General features: G+C 65.0%; 17 protein-coding genes. 8 read left to right on the top strand and 9 right to left on the bottom strand.

From position 1 onward, the window contains the following. Window positions 1-10: 10 nt before the first annotated feature. Window positions 11-856, top strand: coding sequence for an SDR family NAD(P)-dependent oxidoreductase (locus AB7Z56_RS36180; protein WP_063985341.1), 846 nt, complete (start codon window positions 11-13; stop codon window positions 854-856). Window positions 857-913: 57 nt separating this feature from the next. Here the strand turns inward: AB7Z56_RS36180 and AB7Z56_RS36175 are convergent, their stop codons facing one another. Continuing rightward, entirely contained in the window at window positions 914-1,210 is a 297-nt protein-coding gene (locus AB7Z56_RS36175; RefSeq protein ID WP_028153826.1) for a hypothetical protein, read from the bottom strand. A gap of 798 nt (window positions 1,211-2,008) precedes the next feature. Between AB7Z56_RS36175 and AB7Z56_RS36170 the strand changes: the two genes are divergently transcribed. The 6 genes from AB7Z56_RS36170 (at window position 2,009) to AB7Z56_RS36145 (ending at window position 6,826) form a co-directional block, all read left to right on the top strand. Further along, window positions 2,009-2,539 (top strand): hypothetical protein, encoded by a 531-nt coding sequence (locus AB7Z56_RS36170; RefSeq protein ID WP_063985339.1) that lies wholly within the window; start codon window positions 2,009-2,011, stop codon window positions 2,537-2,539. Window positions 2,540-2,640: 101 nt separating this feature from the next. Continuing rightward, window positions 2,641-3,225, top strand: a complete 585-nt coding sequence (locus AB7Z56_RS36165; RefSeq protein WP_063985338.1) for a HutD/Ves family protein — start codon at window positions 2,641-2,643, stop codon at window positions 3,223-3,225. Between the two features lie 126 nt (window positions 3,226-3,351). Further along, window positions 3,352-4,545 carry an adenylate/guanylate cyclase domain-containing protein gene (locus AB7Z56_RS36160; RefSeq protein WP_063986667.1) on the top strand — a complete coding sequence of 398 codons (1,194 nt, stop codon included), beginning with the start codon at window positions 3,352-3,354 and terminating at the stop codon, window positions 4,543-4,545. Between the two features lie 704 nt (window positions 4,546-5,249). Then, on the top strand, window positions 5,250-5,462 hold the full coding sequence (locus AB7Z56_RS36155; protein ID WP_063985337.1) for a hypothetical protein: 213 nt from the start codon (window positions 5,250-5,252) through the stop codon (window positions 5,460-5,462). A 266-nt stretch (window positions 5,463-5,728) separates the two neighbouring features. After that, window positions 5,729-5,941, top strand: coding sequence for a hypothetical protein (locus AB7Z56_RS36150; protein WP_014497603.1), 213 nt, complete (start codon window positions 5,729-5,731; stop codon window positions 5,939-5,941). A gap of 87 nt (window positions 5,942-6,028) precedes the next feature. After that, entirely contained in the window at window positions 6,029-6,826 is a 798-nt protein-coding gene (locus tag AB7Z56_RS36145) for an adenylate/guanylate cyclase domain-containing protein (protein WP_063985336.1), read from the top strand. 53 nt (window positions 6,827-6,879) lie between these two features. Here AB7Z56_RS36145 and AB7Z56_RS36140 read toward each other — a convergent pair whose 3' ends face one another. The 6 genes from AB7Z56_RS36140 to AB7Z56_RS36115 form a co-directional block, all read right to left on the bottom strand. Next, the gene (locus AB7Z56_RS36140; RefSeq protein WP_063986666.1) at window positions 6,880-7,638 is read right to left on the bottom strand and encodes an amino acid ABC transporter ATP-binding protein; all 759 of its coding nucleotides are present in this window, start codon (window positions 7,636-7,638) and stop codon (window positions 6,880-6,882) included. A 26-nt stretch (window positions 7,639-7,664) separates the two neighbouring features. Next, entirely contained in the window at window positions 7,665-8,507 is an 843-nt protein-coding gene (locus tag AB7Z56_RS36135; protein ID WP_428841292.1) for a transporter substrate-binding domain-containing protein, read from the bottom strand. A gap of 22 nt (window positions 8,508-8,529) precedes the next feature. Beyond that, a complete protein-coding gene (locus AB7Z56_RS36130; RefSeq protein WP_063985335.1) occupies window positions 8,530-9,171 on the bottom strand; it encodes an amino acid ABC transporter permease in 642 nt (213 codons plus the stop codon). A 9-nt stretch (window positions 9,172-9,180) separates the two neighbouring features. After that, the gene (locus AB7Z56_RS36125) at window positions 9,181-9,849 is read right to left on the bottom strand and encodes an amino acid ABC transporter permease (protein ID WP_063985334.1); all 669 of its coding nucleotides are present in this window, start codon (window positions 9,847-9,849) and stop codon (window positions 9,181-9,183) included. A gap of 100 nt (window positions 9,850-9,949) precedes the next feature. Next, window positions 9,950-11,029, bottom strand: a complete 1,080-nt coding sequence (locus tag AB7Z56_RS36120; RefSeq protein ID WP_063986665.1) for a Gfo/Idh/MocA family protein — start codon at window positions 11,027-11,029, stop codon at window positions 9,950-9,952. Window positions 11,030-11,048: 19 nt separating this feature from the next. After that, the gene (locus AB7Z56_RS36115) at window positions 11,049-11,882 is read right to left on the bottom strand and encodes a sugar phosphate isomerase/epimerase family protein (protein ID WP_063985333.1); all 834 of its coding nucleotides are present in this window, start codon (window positions 11,880-11,882) and stop codon (window positions 11,049-11,051) included. A gap of 213 nt (window positions 11,883-12,095) precedes the next feature. Here AB7Z56_RS36115 and AB7Z56_RS36110 point away from each other — a divergent pair, with 213 nt between their 5' ends. Beyond that, window positions 12,096-12,764 carry a TetR/AcrR family transcriptional regulator gene (locus tag AB7Z56_RS36110; RefSeq protein ID WP_063985332.1) on the top strand — a complete coding sequence of 223 codons (669 nt, stop codon included), beginning with the start codon at window positions 12,096-12,098 and terminating at the stop codon, window positions 12,762-12,764. A 58-nt stretch (window positions 12,765-12,822) separates the two neighbouring features. Here the strand turns inward: AB7Z56_RS36110 and AB7Z56_RS36105 are convergent, their stop codons facing one another. Then, window positions 12,823-13,320 (bottom strand): DoxX family protein, encoded by a 498-nt coding sequence (locus AB7Z56_RS36105; protein ID WP_063986664.1) that lies wholly within the window; start codon window positions 13,318-13,320, stop codon window positions 12,823-12,825. A gap of 26 nt (window positions 13,321-13,346) precedes the next feature. Further along, a complete protein-coding gene (locus AB7Z56_RS36100; protein WP_063985331.1) occupies window positions 13,347-14,084 on the bottom strand; it encodes an SDR family oxidoreductase in 738 nt (245 codons plus the stop codon). Between the last annotated feature and the right edge of the window lie 52 nt (window positions 14,085-14,136).

Raw genomic sequence — 14,136 nt, 5'->3', positions numbered from 1 at the left:
GGCGGCTGAGATGGCGGAAATCGATAGCAAACCGGAGCGTTACGTCCGTCCACCAAGCGCGGAGTCATTGGGCGAAGCGCCGGGCAGGGGACGCCTGAAGGGACGTCGTATCCTGATCGTCGGCGGCGGCCAGCGCGTGTTCGACGCTGCCACCGATCCGATCGGCAACGGCCGCGCCATGAGCATTTTGTGCGCACGCGAGGGCGCGAAGGTCGCGGTGGCAGATCTCAACCGGACGTCCGCACAGCAGACCGTCAAGCACATCACCGACGAAGGCGGCGAGGGTTTTGCCATCACTGCCGACGTCACGTCGGAGCCTGACGTCCAGCGCATGATCGAGGAGGCGCATCGCGCGATGGGCGGCCTTGACGGCATGGTGCTGAACATCGGCACCTTCGGCAAGACCGGCCTCGATGCCGTCAGCCCCGAGGAATGGAACAGGATCTACGACGTCAACGTCCGCGGTCCCATGCTGTGCTGCCGCGCCGCGATGCCGAAATTGGACAATGGCGGCGCCATCGTCTTCATCTCCTCGATCGCCGCGCTGAAAGCGGGATCGCAGATGGCGGTGTATGACTCGTCGAAAGCCGCGCTCGGCGGCCTGATGCGCAACATCGCCCATCTCGGATCACGCCGCGGCATCCGCGCCAATCTCGTCTATCCCGGCCTCGTCGACACCCCCAACGGCCGCGAAGCCGGCGCCGGCCGCCCCAGCCGCGGCAAGGGCCACGTCCCCTTCGGCCGGCAGGCCACCGCCTGGGAGATCGCCTATGCCGTGCTGTTCTTTCTGTCGGATGAGAGCGTCTACGTCACCGCACAGTCGCTCGCGGTGGATAGCGGCCTGAGCGGAATGTAAGACGCCAGCACAATCCGGCGGCGCGGAATTCGATGCCCCGGCGAGCAGAGTCTCTCTTCATTGCGGCGAGGACGTCGTCGGAGTTTGCGATTCGCTCATCTGCTCAAGTGCTTCCAATACGGCTTCGCAGGCCTTCTCGGCTTCGGCGAAGGTACTGAAGGGGGAGCCGCCAAGCTTGATCGCGGACTTGTTTTCTTCGACCGGTCGCCATGAGGCAACCAGGCCGGGCTTTCCGTGAAGGCCAGGACCGGTGCGGCTTTCGTTACTGATCACGAACGAAAATCCGCCGCTGCACGCCATCCAGATTTCAAGTTCATGCACCGGAGTCTCGACGCGCGTAAAGTGCAGGGTCATGTCTCTCTCCAGAGTTTGCTCCGCAGAATGGGCCACGGGCACAAGCCGTCAGTTGTGCGAATCCCGGATAGCCGCAAGGTCCGAGGTCTCTGATCCCTCGGCTTTCCATGCCGTCAAATCGCCCGGGAGCAGAATGGGATCGCTCTCAACCCGCCTGTTGCGGCTGACCCCTAAGCCAATGAGCCCGCCCAATACCAACGCGGAGCCTGCAATGATCAACCAGTACGGCAAGTCCAACACGGGCATTGCAATTCTCCCACTGAGAGGAGCGCGTTACGCAATTGCCTGGCCGAAGCGCGAGCGGATTACCTTTGGATAAGTGTCTGTATTATGCGGCGCTTCAAGCTTCGTGCAAGGTACCCAAAAGGGGTAGATTTCTGACCTAAATTGCCGCCGGCGGGGGCAAGGGGAAGCGATCCGTCCCCCCAAATCTCGTCAAATCCGTCACCGAGAAGATCGGCAAGTTCGACAGCAAGGCTTTTGGTGCGGCCATGAAGGCTGACGGCCAACAATGCTCCCGACAAAGAGTGGAGGGCGCGCAGCCTGATGAAGCGAAGCGTCATCCGGGAGCACAGCCTCATCGCGCGAGTTGCCCCGGCACTGCGTTGCGCTTCATCCGGGCTACGAACTCAGGCGCAAGCTCCGCACAATCGCGCGACGGGATGAAACTGCCGGGCAATTTTTGCAGCGTCGTGCGAATTCCACGCGCTACGGCAAGGAAAGCCGGTAGGAATCAACGGCGCTGTCGCTGGCACATATCTTGCTGAACATTCTCCGCGCTTTGGAATGCACACAGGAATGCGCGTCGTGACCAACGTCAGCTACACCGTCCCGCCGAACTGGACCGCAGGCTCCGACAAGACAGGCGCGAGCAAGAACAGGAATCCGAACGATCCGAACATGCTGACGACGGGCGCCTATGGCAACGCGTTCGAACTGTTGCTCGACAATCGAACCAACAGTGACGGCACCACCACGGAGACGCTGACCTACAAGAGCTACAGCGGCAAGACCAACGGCAGCTTCTCGGCGACGGCCGAGACGGGGACGGGAGCCGATCTCGGCAGTGCCTACCAGGCCTTGCTCGCCACGCTTCAGGCCAATGGCGAGATGGACGACAAGACCGCCGCGCAGCTCAACGACGCCATGGGCAAGCTCGATACCCAATCCGAGAGCGGTGCCAAGGATGCCGAAATGTCCGGCGGCGGCCTGCTGGTGCAGTCCGGCGGCCCGGTCTATTTCAACGGCATCTCGGCCTATCAGAACCAGTTCGTGGATTCGCTCGTCAACGAGCTGAGCACCAGGCTGAACCTCGACGCCAAAGCGTGACGGCAGTTCATCGCCGGTGAAACCGGTTGGCAAAGCCGGCCCAACCCGCGCATGATGCGCGGACGATCTCGGCCACATGCCTTCCCGGATAAATTCAAGACATGAAAACCACGCTGCTGAAGTCCGAAGACTACACCCGCTCGCCCTGGAAGAACGGTGGCGGCATCTTCACCGATATCGCGGATGCCCATCGCGCCGACGCGCCGGCGAAGGATTGGGACAGCCTGCTCTGGCGCTTTGCCTCGACGCCGATCGTGGCGCCCGGGCCCTTCTCCTACATGCCCGGCATCGACCGCCTGCAAATGGTCGTCGGTGGGCGCGGGCTGGTGCTGAAGTCGCCCAGCCAGGACTTCGACGAGCGCGAACCTTTTACGGCGGTGCGCTTCACCGGCGAGATGGAGGTCGTGACCGCGCTCGAGGCGGGTCCCGTCGAGGTCGTCAACCTGATGGCCCGGCGCGGCGCGGCGGAGATCGAGCTGCTGGCACTCAGGGAACCCGGCGAGCGGCCCTTGTCCGCCGGCACGCACCTGGTTTACGCGGTTTCCGGCGATTGCAGCATTCGTCTCAATGGCGAGGATATTGTCATCCCCGACGGCAGCACGCTGAAGGTCGAGCAGACCCAGGCGTCCAGATTGGGACTCGTCTCAGGGCTGGCGGTACTGGGCTCGATTCAGCTCGTCGGCTAGATGGCAATCGCCCGGCGGATGCGCACAATCCATGCACATGGCTAGGTTGACGCCGCGGCGCCGGAACACGATATCTGCCGTGATCATGCGGACCGCCGCGCAAGCCACGATATGAACGGGCAGGATATGACCGCGCCAGACCAAAATCGCCCCACCACGCTATCCGACGGCGTCGTCGACTGGCTGACCAACGGCACGAGCGGCGAGCGCTTCGTCGACAACATCTTTGCCGAGATGTGCATCCGCCTCCAGCAGGCGGGCATTCCGCTCAAGCGGTCGACGATGCACGTCCGGATCCAGCATCCGCAATGGCTCGGCGCCGCCTTCATGTGGTTGGATGGCATGCGCGAGGCGAAGATCTCGCGGGTCGACTTCGATGTGCTCGAGCGATCCGAGTTCATCGGCAGCCCTGTCAGCGAAATGCTGGACGGTGCGAGCGAACTCCGCGAGAACCTCGAAGGCGATCCGTCGCTCGGCCGCAGGCACGCGGTCTATGACGAGATGCGCGCGAAAGGTCTGACCGACTACGTCGCCTGGCCGCTCCACCACACACTCGGCAAGCGCCATCTCGTCACCTTCGCGACCGATCGCCCCGGCGGCTTCGACGACGCGCATCTGGTTGCGCTCAAGAACGTGCTGCCGGTGCTGGCGCTGGTCAGCGAGATCCGCGTCAAGAACCGCCTGGCGCGAACGCTGCTCGAGACCTATGTCGGCTCCCATGCCGGCGAGCTCATCCTGGCCGGGGCCACGCGGCGCGGCACCGGCACGACGGTGCGTGCCGCGATCATGATCTGCGACCTCCGTGACTTCACGAAGATCTCGGACAACTGGCCGCGCGACGACGTCATCGATCTCCTCAACGACTATTTCGACGCGATGTCGGAGCCGATCGCGCGGCACGGCGGCGAAATCCTGAAATTCATCGGCGACGGCCTGCTCGCCATTTTCCCGCTCAGCGGGCCCGGCGCCTGCGCAAACCTGTTGCGCGCCGTGACTGAAGCCCGGCAGGCTATGGCCGCGCTGAACGAACGGAACAACGGGACCGGCCGCGCGCCGCTGAATTACGGCATCGGCGTCCACGTCGGCGACGTCATGTACGGCAATATCGGATCGTCCAGCCGGCTCGACTTCACCGTCATCGGTCCCGCCGTCAACATGGCCTCCCGTCTCGAAGCCCTGACCAAGCAGCTGGGACGACCGGTGCTGCTCTCGCGCGCCTTCGCCGAGCTGGTCGAGCGGGAGTTCGAGCTCGAGCATGTCGGCAAATACGAGGTGCGCGGCTTCAGCGATCCGATCGAGCTGTTTGCGTTTCACGGCTGAGGCGTGATGCTCGCCGCAGCCGTCCGGTTGAAATCTCGCTGACGCAAGATTGCCGATGACCCGCGCGCCGCCGATTGCGCGGCATGGCGGAGAAATCCAGCTCCTCATCGGCAACGCCAGCTTGCCATCGTCCTGCACACCCCGGCATCTCCGAACGACGGTCGCCATCTCCGCTCGTCATGGCCTCGACGCGCTGTGATTGACGGTGCATGCGTGCGTCGCCGTGACGTCGACCCAGTTCCGGAATCGGGCGATCGCGCAAACGCGCAGTTGTCGGGGGTACGTCCCCTGCGCGCGACGGAAGTCGTGCTTATGGGCAATATCGGACGCGTTGTTGAAAGATATGTTCGCGCAGGACGCCTAGGTTGGCTTCACTGGCGGCGTTGCGATTGGTGCCGCAAGATTTGGTCGAGGACAGTCGGTGCGGCTGCCTCGATGCAACAGAAAAGGTGATCGACACATCGGACGCGACCACAAGAGGAGACGACAATGCCAAACTGTTCCCAAGTTTCTGGAAGTCGAACCGCTCGCTGTGCCGCGTGCGACGGCAAGTTTGGCCTGGTCCGCTACTACTCTTGGCGAAAGCCCCTTTGCTCGAAAAAGTGCGTCGAACGTTTGGCGACGCGCCGGCAGGGTGAGCGCGACTGGTTCGGTCGATTTCCGTCGGTTGTCGACATGTTTTCAGAAAACCGCGCGAGGCGCCTATGACCATGCAGATGTCACGACGAGGAAAGGAATATCTCGAGACGGCGCAGAGCCTGCTGCGCGCGGCCCGGACCATGACGGACATCGTGGTCGCGACCCGTCTCGAGATGCTGGCCAATGACTATCAGCGGCGCGCCGAAAAGGCATCAAGCGTCGATGCGGCGAGGTCATCGGCGCGTTCGGCCGGCACGCGATACGAATCGTACCCGTGATTGCGGGTTGCGCGGTGAGCCGGTCGCCCAATCAGGGCCGTCTGGTCAGTTTCCTCTCTTGCCACCCCGTGGAGCCGATATGGGCGAAGTTGTTCGACTGGTCACAAGAGCTGAGCGCGAGCGTGCGCGGCTGATCCGCGAAGCGCGCGCTAACTATGACGCCGTGTTTCCGCGGGCAGATCCCGACGGCGAGCGGCCCGTCGAGCCGCGGTCGACCCCTCGGGCGGCGACGCAGAGCCCGAGTACGTCGAAGGAGCTCTCGTGACATGATCAAGATCATTGCCGTGCTCTGCAGCCTCTCGTCGCCGACAGATTGCCACGAGCAGATCGTCACGACCTCGGATTTCGCTGACGTGACGATGCAGTCCTGTCTGATGGGAGCGCCGCAGCTCGCCGAATGGATGGCGCAGCATCCAGCCGAACGTCTCGCGGCGTGGCGCTGCTCGATCGGCAAGCAGGAGGCTCGCAGGGGAGCATAGGGTGCGAGGAGCCCTGTTGCCAATGCAGGCATGTGCGAATACGTTGGTCCGAGGTCCGCCCACGTTCCTTCGACTGGCCGCGCGTTCATGCCAAAATTCCTTCGCATCGGAGTCCATCAGTCGAACGTATCGGGATACACGTCGAAGGCGTGGTGTGTCAGGCGCGTCGGCTCGGCGGTTTTCCTGAAGTGGGGCGGCGTCGAGGTCCAAGGCACCGGCGCCGGGCGCAAGGTCTACTGGACGCGCTCGCCGCAGGAGAAGACAGTTCGGTGCGGCACGGCGCAGCGTGCCCAGGATTACGCAAAGGCCGCGATCGCGCGGCGCCGTAGCCATCGCTATGAGCCGCTGGTCGGAGCTATCGCGCTCCGGCGCCGCCCCGCCGAGCGCGGCACCGATCTCAAGCGGGCGCTCGCCACCATCCTGATCGTCGATATCGTCGGCTCCACCGCCAAGGCGGCGAAGCTCGGCGATGCGCGCTGGACCAAGGTGATGGGCCATTATTACGCAGCCGTCCGCAAGGAGCTGAAGAGCTCGCGCGGAAAGGAAGTCGTGACGACGGGCGACGGCGTGCTGGCGACGTTCAAGGCGCCGGCGGCCGGGATCAGTTGCGCGACCGCGATCCAGAAGGCGGTGCGCACGCTGGGGCTAGAGATCAGGGTCGGCCTGCATGCGGGCGAGTATACGATCAGCGGCGACGAAATGGTCGGTCTCGCCTTCCACATCGGCACCCGCGTCGCCGCGAAAGCGCGGGCCGGCGAAGTCTTGGTCTCGAGCGCGGTCAAGGATTTGCTGAAGGCACAATCAACCATCAGCTTCAGGGATCACGGCATGCACCAGCTCAAGGGTGTGCCGGAGCGGTGGAGGCTGTATCGGGTGGAGGCGTGAGGCGTCCGGCAAGGGTGGACACCGGACCGCCGTCGCGCCGCGCCGGCACGGCTTCAATGATGCGGCAGAATTTCGCCGAGGAATTTTTTGGTGCGCTCGTGCTGCGGGGCCCTGAAGAAGAGTTCCGGCTCCGCCTCCTCGACGATCCGTCCCTCCGCCATGAAGATCACGCGGTCGGCGACCTGCCGGGCGAAGCCCATTTCATGGGTGACGCAGATCATGGTCATGCCGTCGGTCGCAAGCCCGATCATGGTGTCGAGCACCTCCTTGACCATTTCCGGGTCGAGCGCCGAGGTCGGCTCGTCGAACAGCATCACCTTGGGCTCCATGCACAGCGCCCGCGCGATCGCCGCGCGCTGCTGCTGACCGCCGGACAATTGCGCCGGGTATTTGTCCGCCTGGTTGAGGATTTTGACACGGTCGAGCAGCCGCCGCGCGGTCTCTTCGGCCGCCGGGCGCGGAATGCCGCGAGAGCGGATCGGCGCCAGCGTGCAGTTCTCCAGCACCGTCATGTGCGGGAACAGGTTGAATTGCTGGAACACCATGCCGACCTCGCGGCGCACCGCGTCGATGGCCTTGCCTTGGCTGCCGAGATGGACGCCGTCGACGACGATCTCGCCCTTCTGGTAGTTCTCCAGCGCATTGATGCAGCGGATCAGGGTGGATTTGCCCGATCCGGACGGCCCGCACAGGACGATCTTCTCGCTCGCACGGACCGCCAGGTTGATGTCGGTGAGCACCTGGTAGGTGCCGTACCATTTGTTGACACCGCGCATCGCGATCATCGTGTCCGCCGTGGCTGCGACCGACATGGCTGTGACCGACATGGCACTCTCCCTCAGCTGACGGTGAAGGGGATGCCGGGAATGCTGTCGGGGAAAGCCGGCAGCGGGTTGTTCATCCACTTCGGATAGATCCTGGCCCATTCGCCGCTGGCGATGATCTTGTCGATGAAGCCGTTGACGAAGGCGTTGATCTCCTTCTCGCCGAGCCGCGTGCAGGCGCCGTTATAGAGTTTGGTGAATTCGAGCTTGTTCTCGTAAGTGCCGGGTTTGGATTCGTTGAGGCGCGGAACGTAGAAGATGTTGCCGCCCACCGCCTGCACCTGCCCGGACAGCAGCGCCTGCATGGTCGGCGCATCGCCGTCGAAGCGGCGGATGGTGGTGCCGGGAGGCGCCGCCTTGGTCACGTCGGTGTCCTGCACACTGCCGCGCGCGACACCGATGACATATTTGCCCATGTCGGCCGGCGATTTGATCTCCATCTCCTTCGGCGCGATGAAGGTGATGATGTTGGCACCATAGGGCTTTGAGAATTGCACCGCCTTGGCGCGCTCCGGCAGCATCGCCATGGTCGCGAACAGGATGTCGACGCGTCCCGACGTCAGTGCCGGGATGCGATTGGCGACGGCCAGCGGCGTGAATTCGGCGGCTACGCCGAGCTCTTTTGCAAACAGCTCGGAGAGATCGGCATCGAGGCCCTCCTGCTTGCCCGTGGAATTGACGAACCCCCAGGGCGGATTGTCGCCCTGGATCCCGATCGACACCTTGCCGCGCGCCTTGATCTCCGAAGGCGTCACCGCGTAGGCGGCGCGCGACAGCACGAACGGCGAGGCGATCGCGCCGGCGCCGAGCGCCAGCATGTGGCGGCGATTGAACCGGATTGTCTTTTTGGTCATCATTCCCTCCTCTGTGTTGAATTCATCATCGTGCGGCGGTGACGAGCCGCCGCTCCAGCCAGGCGCCATAGAGCGAAAGCGGCCAGCACAGCGCGAAATAGAGCGCGCAGACCAGGCCGAGCACGAGCAGCGGCTTGAAGTTCTGGTTGGACACGATGGTCCCGGCGCGCATCAGCTCGGTGAAGCCGATGATGGCGGCAAGCGAGGTGCCTTTGATCAGCTGCACCAGGAACCCGATCGTCGCGGGCAGCGAGATGCGGATCGCCTGCGGCAGCACGACATCCTTCATCCGGTCGAGATAGCCGAGGCTGAGCGCCTTGGCGGCCTCGACCTGGCCGCGCGGCACGGCTTCGATCGAGCCGCGCCAGATTTCGCCGAGGAAGGCGCCGGCATGCAGGGTGAAGCCGATCGAGACGGAGACCCAGGGATCGAGCTTCAGCCCGGCGAGCGCGAGGCCGTAATAGACGACGAACAGCTGCATCAGCAGCGGCGTGCCCTGGAACAGCGCGATGTAGGCGGCCGCGCCGCGTTCGAGCCAGCGCCGGCCCGAGGTGCGCGCCAGCGCGACGCCGAGGCCGGCGACCGAGCCGAGCGCGAAGCCGATCGCGGACAGCGCCAGCGTCCATTTCAGGCCGCCGAGCAGGAACAGGAACTGGTTCTTGTCCATGCGCCGTCCTCACTTCACGGGATAGAGCAGGAAGCGCGCGTTGATCCGCGCGAACATCTGCATCAGCATCCACGACATCGCGAGATAGAGCAGCGTGACGACGCCATAGACCTCGAAGCTGCGGAACGTATTGGTCTCGATCGCCTGTCCGACCGAGGTCAGCTCATAGGCCGAGATCGCCGATGCGATGCTCGTCGTCAGCGTCAGCATGATGAACTGGCTGGTCAGCGACGGGAAAATCGCGCGCAGCGCCGGCTTCAGCACGATCAGGCGGAAGATCAGGGTCCGGCTCAGGCCGAGCGCCAGTCCGGCCTCGACCTGCCCCTTGTTGATCGACTGCACGCCGCCGCGGATAATCTCGATCGCATAGGCGCCGCCGTTGACGCCGAGCGCGATGATCGCGGTCAGCGTGGGATCGAGGCGGATGCCCACCATCGGCAACGCGAAGAAGACGAAGTAGATCTGGCCGAGAAATGGCGTGTTGCGGATCGTCTCGACGAACGCGATGACGAGCCAGCGCAGCGGCGCGAGCCGGGAATCGCGCAGCAGCACGCCGCCGATCCCGATGATCAGCGCCAGCACCATGCCCGACAGCGCCAGGCCGAGCGTGCCGGCACAGCCCCAGAGCAGCTCCGGCAGGCCCTCGATCACGGGTCCGAAATCGAACTTGTAGTTCACCTCGCTCCTCCCTCCGGGCCGCTCTCTTGGCGTGGCCGGGCCGCCCCCTTGGCGTGGCTTGGCCCGTTCGCGTCTGTCCGACGGCGGTGAAAGCCGTGCTCTAGGTCGTTGCCTGCTCACCTTGCCCGAGCGCCGCGTAGCGCTCGCGCAGGTCGATGCGCCGTCGCGCCGTCGCGGCCTCTGCGATCGCGAGCGTCACCAGCAGGCTTCGCGCGCCGTCCTCGACCGGTTGCAGCGACGGCGTCACACCCCGGACCACGTCGCGGAAATGATCGAGCTGGGCGACGTAAGGATCGATCGACGCCGCATGATTGGCCTGCGCCTGGATCGGCCTGTTCCAGTCCTGCGCGCCGCCTTCCTGCGTCCATTGATCGAGACTTGGAAATTCGATCGCGCCGCGGCGGCCCATCAGGCGGTAGCTGCTCTGGCCGCTGAACGGAAACTCCGGCGCCTCGCCGAGACCCTGTTCCATCGTCCAGGGCGTCACCGCGCAGTCGCTGAGGAAGAACGTGCCGAGCGCGCCGTTCTCGAACTCGAGCAGCGCGGCGGCGGTATCCTCGACCGCGAAGCCGCGCTGCCGGTTCGCGGCGATGGCCTCCACGGCGACGATCTCGCCGACCGCAAAGCGCAGGAAGTCGATCTCGTGGATCAGATTGATCAGGATCGGCCCGCCACCGGCCTGCGACCGCCAGGGCGCCGCCTTGAAATAGTCGGCCGGCTTGTGCGTGGCCCAGATCGCCGAAACGCCGACGACATCGCCGATGCGGCCCTCGCCAAGCAGCGCCTTGAGCGCCTTCACCTGCCTATGATGGCGGCGGTGATGCCCGACCAGCGACCGGATGCCCGCCTTGCGGACCTCCGCGATCAGGCCGGCGGCGGTCTCGAGCGTATCGGTGACCGGCTTTTCGATCAGGATATGGATGCCGGCCCGCGCGCATGCGATGCCGTTCTCGGCGTGGAGCTGATTGGGCGATGCGATGATCACGGCCTCGGGCCGCGCCTCGTCGAGCAGCCTCCGGTAATCCGCGAAGACGCGTGCGCCGGGCTGCTCGGCCGCGACCTGCTCGGCGTTGACGTCGGCGATGCCGGCGAGCTCGTAGTCGCCGTGCTCGGCCAGCTTGCGCAGATGCTTGCGCCCGATCAATCCTGCGCCGATCACGCCAATCCTGATTTTTGTCATCTCGTGCATTCCGTTGGGTTTAGGCCCAGCCGTGGCAGTCGCGGCGTCTGGCGCCGCGGGCCTGGCCTTCGAGCAAGTTCCTGGTCGCGTTGAACGCCGTGGCGATCCGCTCTCTCGCGTCGAGCGCCGGCAACGGCATCTCGACGCTGAGGGCGGTGTCAGCGGGCAGGGCCTCCAGCAGTGCGCCGAGGGGCAGAGCGCCGTCGCCGGGCGGCAGCCGTCCCGCGCGCGCCTCGGCAATGATGGCCGCGTCCGTTGCTGGCGCTTCGGCGACGGCATCACAGAGTTGCGCGGCGCGAAGCCAATGATCGGGAAGCGGGATCAGGTCGCCGGCCCGGCCGCCGGAGCGCGCCAGGTGCAACGCGTCGACCAGGATGGAGCCGTTGGTCTGGCCTGCGTCGCGGATGACCGCCGCGGCCTGCGCCAAATTGCCGATCGCGCGCCAGCGCATGAATTCGAGGTCGACGCGCAGTCCGAACGACGCGGCGAGTTGGCAGAGCTCGGCGAAACGCGCGGTGAGCCGGGACCGATCCGGATCGTCGCCCGAAGCGATGATCGCGGTGGCGCCGAGATCGGCGCCGGCTTCGAGACAGCCTGCGAGCGAGGAGATGTCGATGGCGGGCTTGAGCTGGACCAGCTCGATGTCGCTGACCCGCACGCCCTCGCCGTCAAGCACGCGCTTCAGCGCTCGGTGGGCCTCGGTGCCGACCTGCGTCGGATAGGCCGGCCCGTCGCTGGTTGCCGGGATGAAGCGTAGCGCGACGGCTGCAAACCCGGCTCGCGCCGCCTCGGCAACCAGCGCCGTGGGCGCAAGCTCCAACGCTGTGAGATGGGCGAGGCCGAGCGCGATCATGGCCTGCTCGCCTGCACAGGCAATCCCGGCAGTCGCAGTGGTCGGGAGCTGGCGCGGCGGTGGCCGATCAGGCGCATGTGTCTCCTCTCTCTTAATTAATCTATAGGTTAATTACTAATTACCCAATGGGATAATTGATGTCAAGGGCCCGCGATTGCGCTATGGAGGGAGGGCGATGCCGCGACCGGCCGCCGTGAAGGACCGAAGGGCCAGATGCCAGGTGTGACGAAGCAGCCCCTGCGGGCGGCGAAGCCGGTGCCGATCAAGCGGCGCGACCGCGAGCGGACGCGGCAGGAGATCCTCGACATCGCCTTCGAGGAGTTCGCCGAGAACGGCTTGTCCGGCGGCAACACCGACGCCATCGCCGCCCGCGCCAACATCACCAAGCGGCTGATCTTTTACTACTTCAACTCCAAGGAAGAGCTGTTCACCGCGGTGCTGGAGATGGCCTATGCGGAGATGCGCGCCGCCGAGGAGGATCTTCATCTCGAGGCGCTGGAGCCGGAGGCCGCGATCCGCCGGCTTGCCGAATTCACCTTCGATTTCCACCAGGCCCATCCGCAATTCGTCCGCCTCGTCAGCATCGAGAACATCCATCGCGGACGGCACATGGCCATCAGCCGCAGGCTCAAGGAGATGACGCAGCCGAGCATCAGCCAGATTGCCAAGGTGCTGGAGCGCGGCGCGGCCTGCGGCGCGATCCGGCCCGGCATCGATCCGGTCGAACTGCATATGACGCTGAATGCGCTGAGCTTCTTCGCGGTCGCCAACCGTCACACGTTCGAGGCGCAATTCGCCTTCGACATGTCCTCGTCAAAGGCGAGGGCGCAGCGCCGCGCCGAGATCGCCGATCTGCTGTGGCGTTGTGTGCGGGGGGATTGAACGGCGGCGGTGTGAAGACCTCGCGCGGCCGGAGCGGGCAGGGCCGCCCGGCGCGCCTTCAAAGCTCCCGTCCAATCAAGCCGTCCGCCGAAAATCGCCCGCCGCCCCGAAACGACATGTGCAGGGCAACGAGGCCCATCAGGAACGGGTACTCCATGCCGCGATCGATCCAGGCCCATTTGGGATAATGGATCAGGCAGATCATCGCCATCTGCACGGCGACCATCGGCGCGACGAGGCGGGTGAACAGCCCTGCGGCGAGCATGATGGCCCCGATGGTTTCCAGCAGCATCACGAAATAGCCGAACGCCACCGGGGCCGGAAAATGCAATGAATTGGTGATGAAATTGATGGAGCTCGCGAACGGATTGGCCATGGCGCCGTGGGACTCGCCGAGCAATTTCGGCAAGCCGTGCGTGAACAGGATCAATCCGAAGGCAACGCGCAGAAACGCATAGGAAACGGGATTGGCGATCTCGTAGAAATTTCGCAAGCCAGGCAACAGCAGGGACGCGGGGCTGTGCCGTGGGGCCCCGCCCGTGATCGCATCGCTCATGGTCATGATCTCCAGACGATGCGGCTTCAGATGATGCCGCCATTGGCGCGCAGGATCTGGCCGTTGATCCAGCCGCCGTCGGGCCCGACCAGGAACGAGATCGCGCGCGCGATGTCGTCGGGTTCGCCGAGTCGATGGAGCGGCGTCCGGTCGATGATCGGCGAGATGTCGTGCTGGTTGGCGTTGTGGAACAGCTCGGTGTTGACTGGGCCCGGCGCGATCGCGTTGACCGTGATCCGCCTCACGCCCAGCTCCTTCGAGAGGATGTGGGTGATCGCCTCGATGCCGGCCTTGGTCGCGGCGTAAGCCGCATAGGTCGGCTGATAAAGCCCGACCACGCTGGTCGAGAAATTGACGATCCGGCCGCCCTCGCGCAGCCGCTTCGCCGCTTCACGCAGCGCATAGAAGGTGCCGGTGAGGTTGATCGCGATCGTCTGGTCCCACACCTCGTCGGTGGTCTGGGCCAATGGGGCGACCTTCATGATCCCGGCATTGTTGACGAGCACGTCGATGCCGCCGAACGCCGTCTCGGCCGCGTCGAACAGCGCGCGGACGTCGGCCAACTTGCTGATGTCGGCCTTGACCGCAATCGCCGCTCCGCCGGCGGCCTTGATCTTCGCCACCAGCGCCTCGGCCGGCGCAGCGCCGCTCGCATAGTTGACGACGACGGCGAGGCCGTCCCGCGCCAGCCGCTCGGCGACCGCCGCGCCAATGCCCTTCGAGCTGCCGGTGACGATGGCTGTGCGTGGGTGCTGGGTGGTCATGGTGGGGTCTCCCTGTTTGATGGGGAGATAATAGGCGGGGAGGTTGGCTGGA

The sequence above is a fragment of the Bradyrhizobium sp. 482_C4_N1_8 genome (assembly GCF_052075965.1).
GTDB classification, from domain to species: domain Bacteria; phylum Pseudomonadota; class Alphaproteobacteria; order Rhizobiales; family Xanthobacteraceae; genus Bradyrhizobium; species Bradyrhizobium barranii.
This window is presented reverse-complemented; position numbering and strand designations above follow the sequence as displayed.

Coding starts and splice junctions, on each gene's coding strand:
- AB7Z56_RS36180 (WP_063985341.1), top strand. CDS start 11: ATGGCGGAAATCGATAGCAAACCGGAGCGTTACGTCCGTCCACCAAGC.
- AB7Z56_RS36175 (WP_028153826.1), bottom strand. CDS start 1,210: ATGACCCTGCACTTTACGCGCGTCGAGACTCCGGTGCATGAACTTGAA.
- AB7Z56_RS36170 (WP_063985339.1), top strand. CDS start 2,009: ATGCGCGTCGTGACCAACGTCAGCTACACCGTCCCGCCGAACTGGACC.
- AB7Z56_RS36165 (WP_063985338.1), top strand. CDS start 2,641: ATGAAAACCACGCTGCTGAAGTCCGAAGACTACACCCGCTCGCCCTGG.
- AB7Z56_RS36160 (WP_063986667.1), top strand. CDS start 3,352: ATGACCGCGCCAGACCAAAATCGCCCCACCACGCTATCCGACGGCGTC.
- AB7Z56_RS36155 (WP_063985337.1), top strand. CDS start 5,250: ATGACCATGCAGATGTCACGACGAGGAAAGGAATATCTCGAGACGGCG.
- AB7Z56_RS36150 (WP_014497603.1), top strand. CDS start 5,729: ATGATCAAGATCATTGCCGTGCTCTGCAGCCTCTCGTCGCCGACAGAT.
- AB7Z56_RS36145 (WP_063985336.1), top strand. CDS start 6,029: ATGCCAAAATTCCTTCGCATCGGAGTCCATCAGTCGAACGTATCGGGA.
- AB7Z56_RS36140 (WP_063986666.1), bottom strand. CDS start 7,638: ATGTCGGTCGCAGCCACGGCGGACACGATGATCGCGATGCGCGGTGTC.
- AB7Z56_RS36135 (WP_428841292.1), bottom strand. CDS start 8,507: ATGATGACCAAAAAGACAATCCGGTTCAATCGCCGCCACATGCTGGCG.
- AB7Z56_RS36130 (WP_063985335.1), bottom strand. CDS start 9,171: ATGGACAAGAACCAGTTCCTGTTCCTGCTCGGCGGCCTGAAATGGACG.
- AB7Z56_RS36120 (WP_063986665.1), bottom strand. CDS start 11,029: ATGACAAAAATCAGGATTGGCGTGATCGGCGCAGGATTGATCGGGCGC.
- AB7Z56_RS36115 (WP_063985333.1), bottom strand. CDS start 11,882: ATGATCGCGCTCGGCCTCGCCCATCTCACAGCGTTGGAGCTTGCGCCC.
- AB7Z56_RS36110 (WP_063985332.1), top strand. CDS start 12,096: ATGCCAGGTGTGACGAAGCAGCCCCTGCGGGCGGCGAAGCCGGTGCCG.
- AB7Z56_RS36105 (WP_063986664.1), bottom strand. CDS start 13,320: ATGAGCGATGCGATCACGGGCGGGGCCCCACGGCACAGCCCCGCGTCC.
- AB7Z56_RS36100 (WP_063985331.1), bottom strand. CDS start 14,084: ATGACCACCCAGCACCCACGCACAGCCATCGTCACCGGCAGCTCGAAG.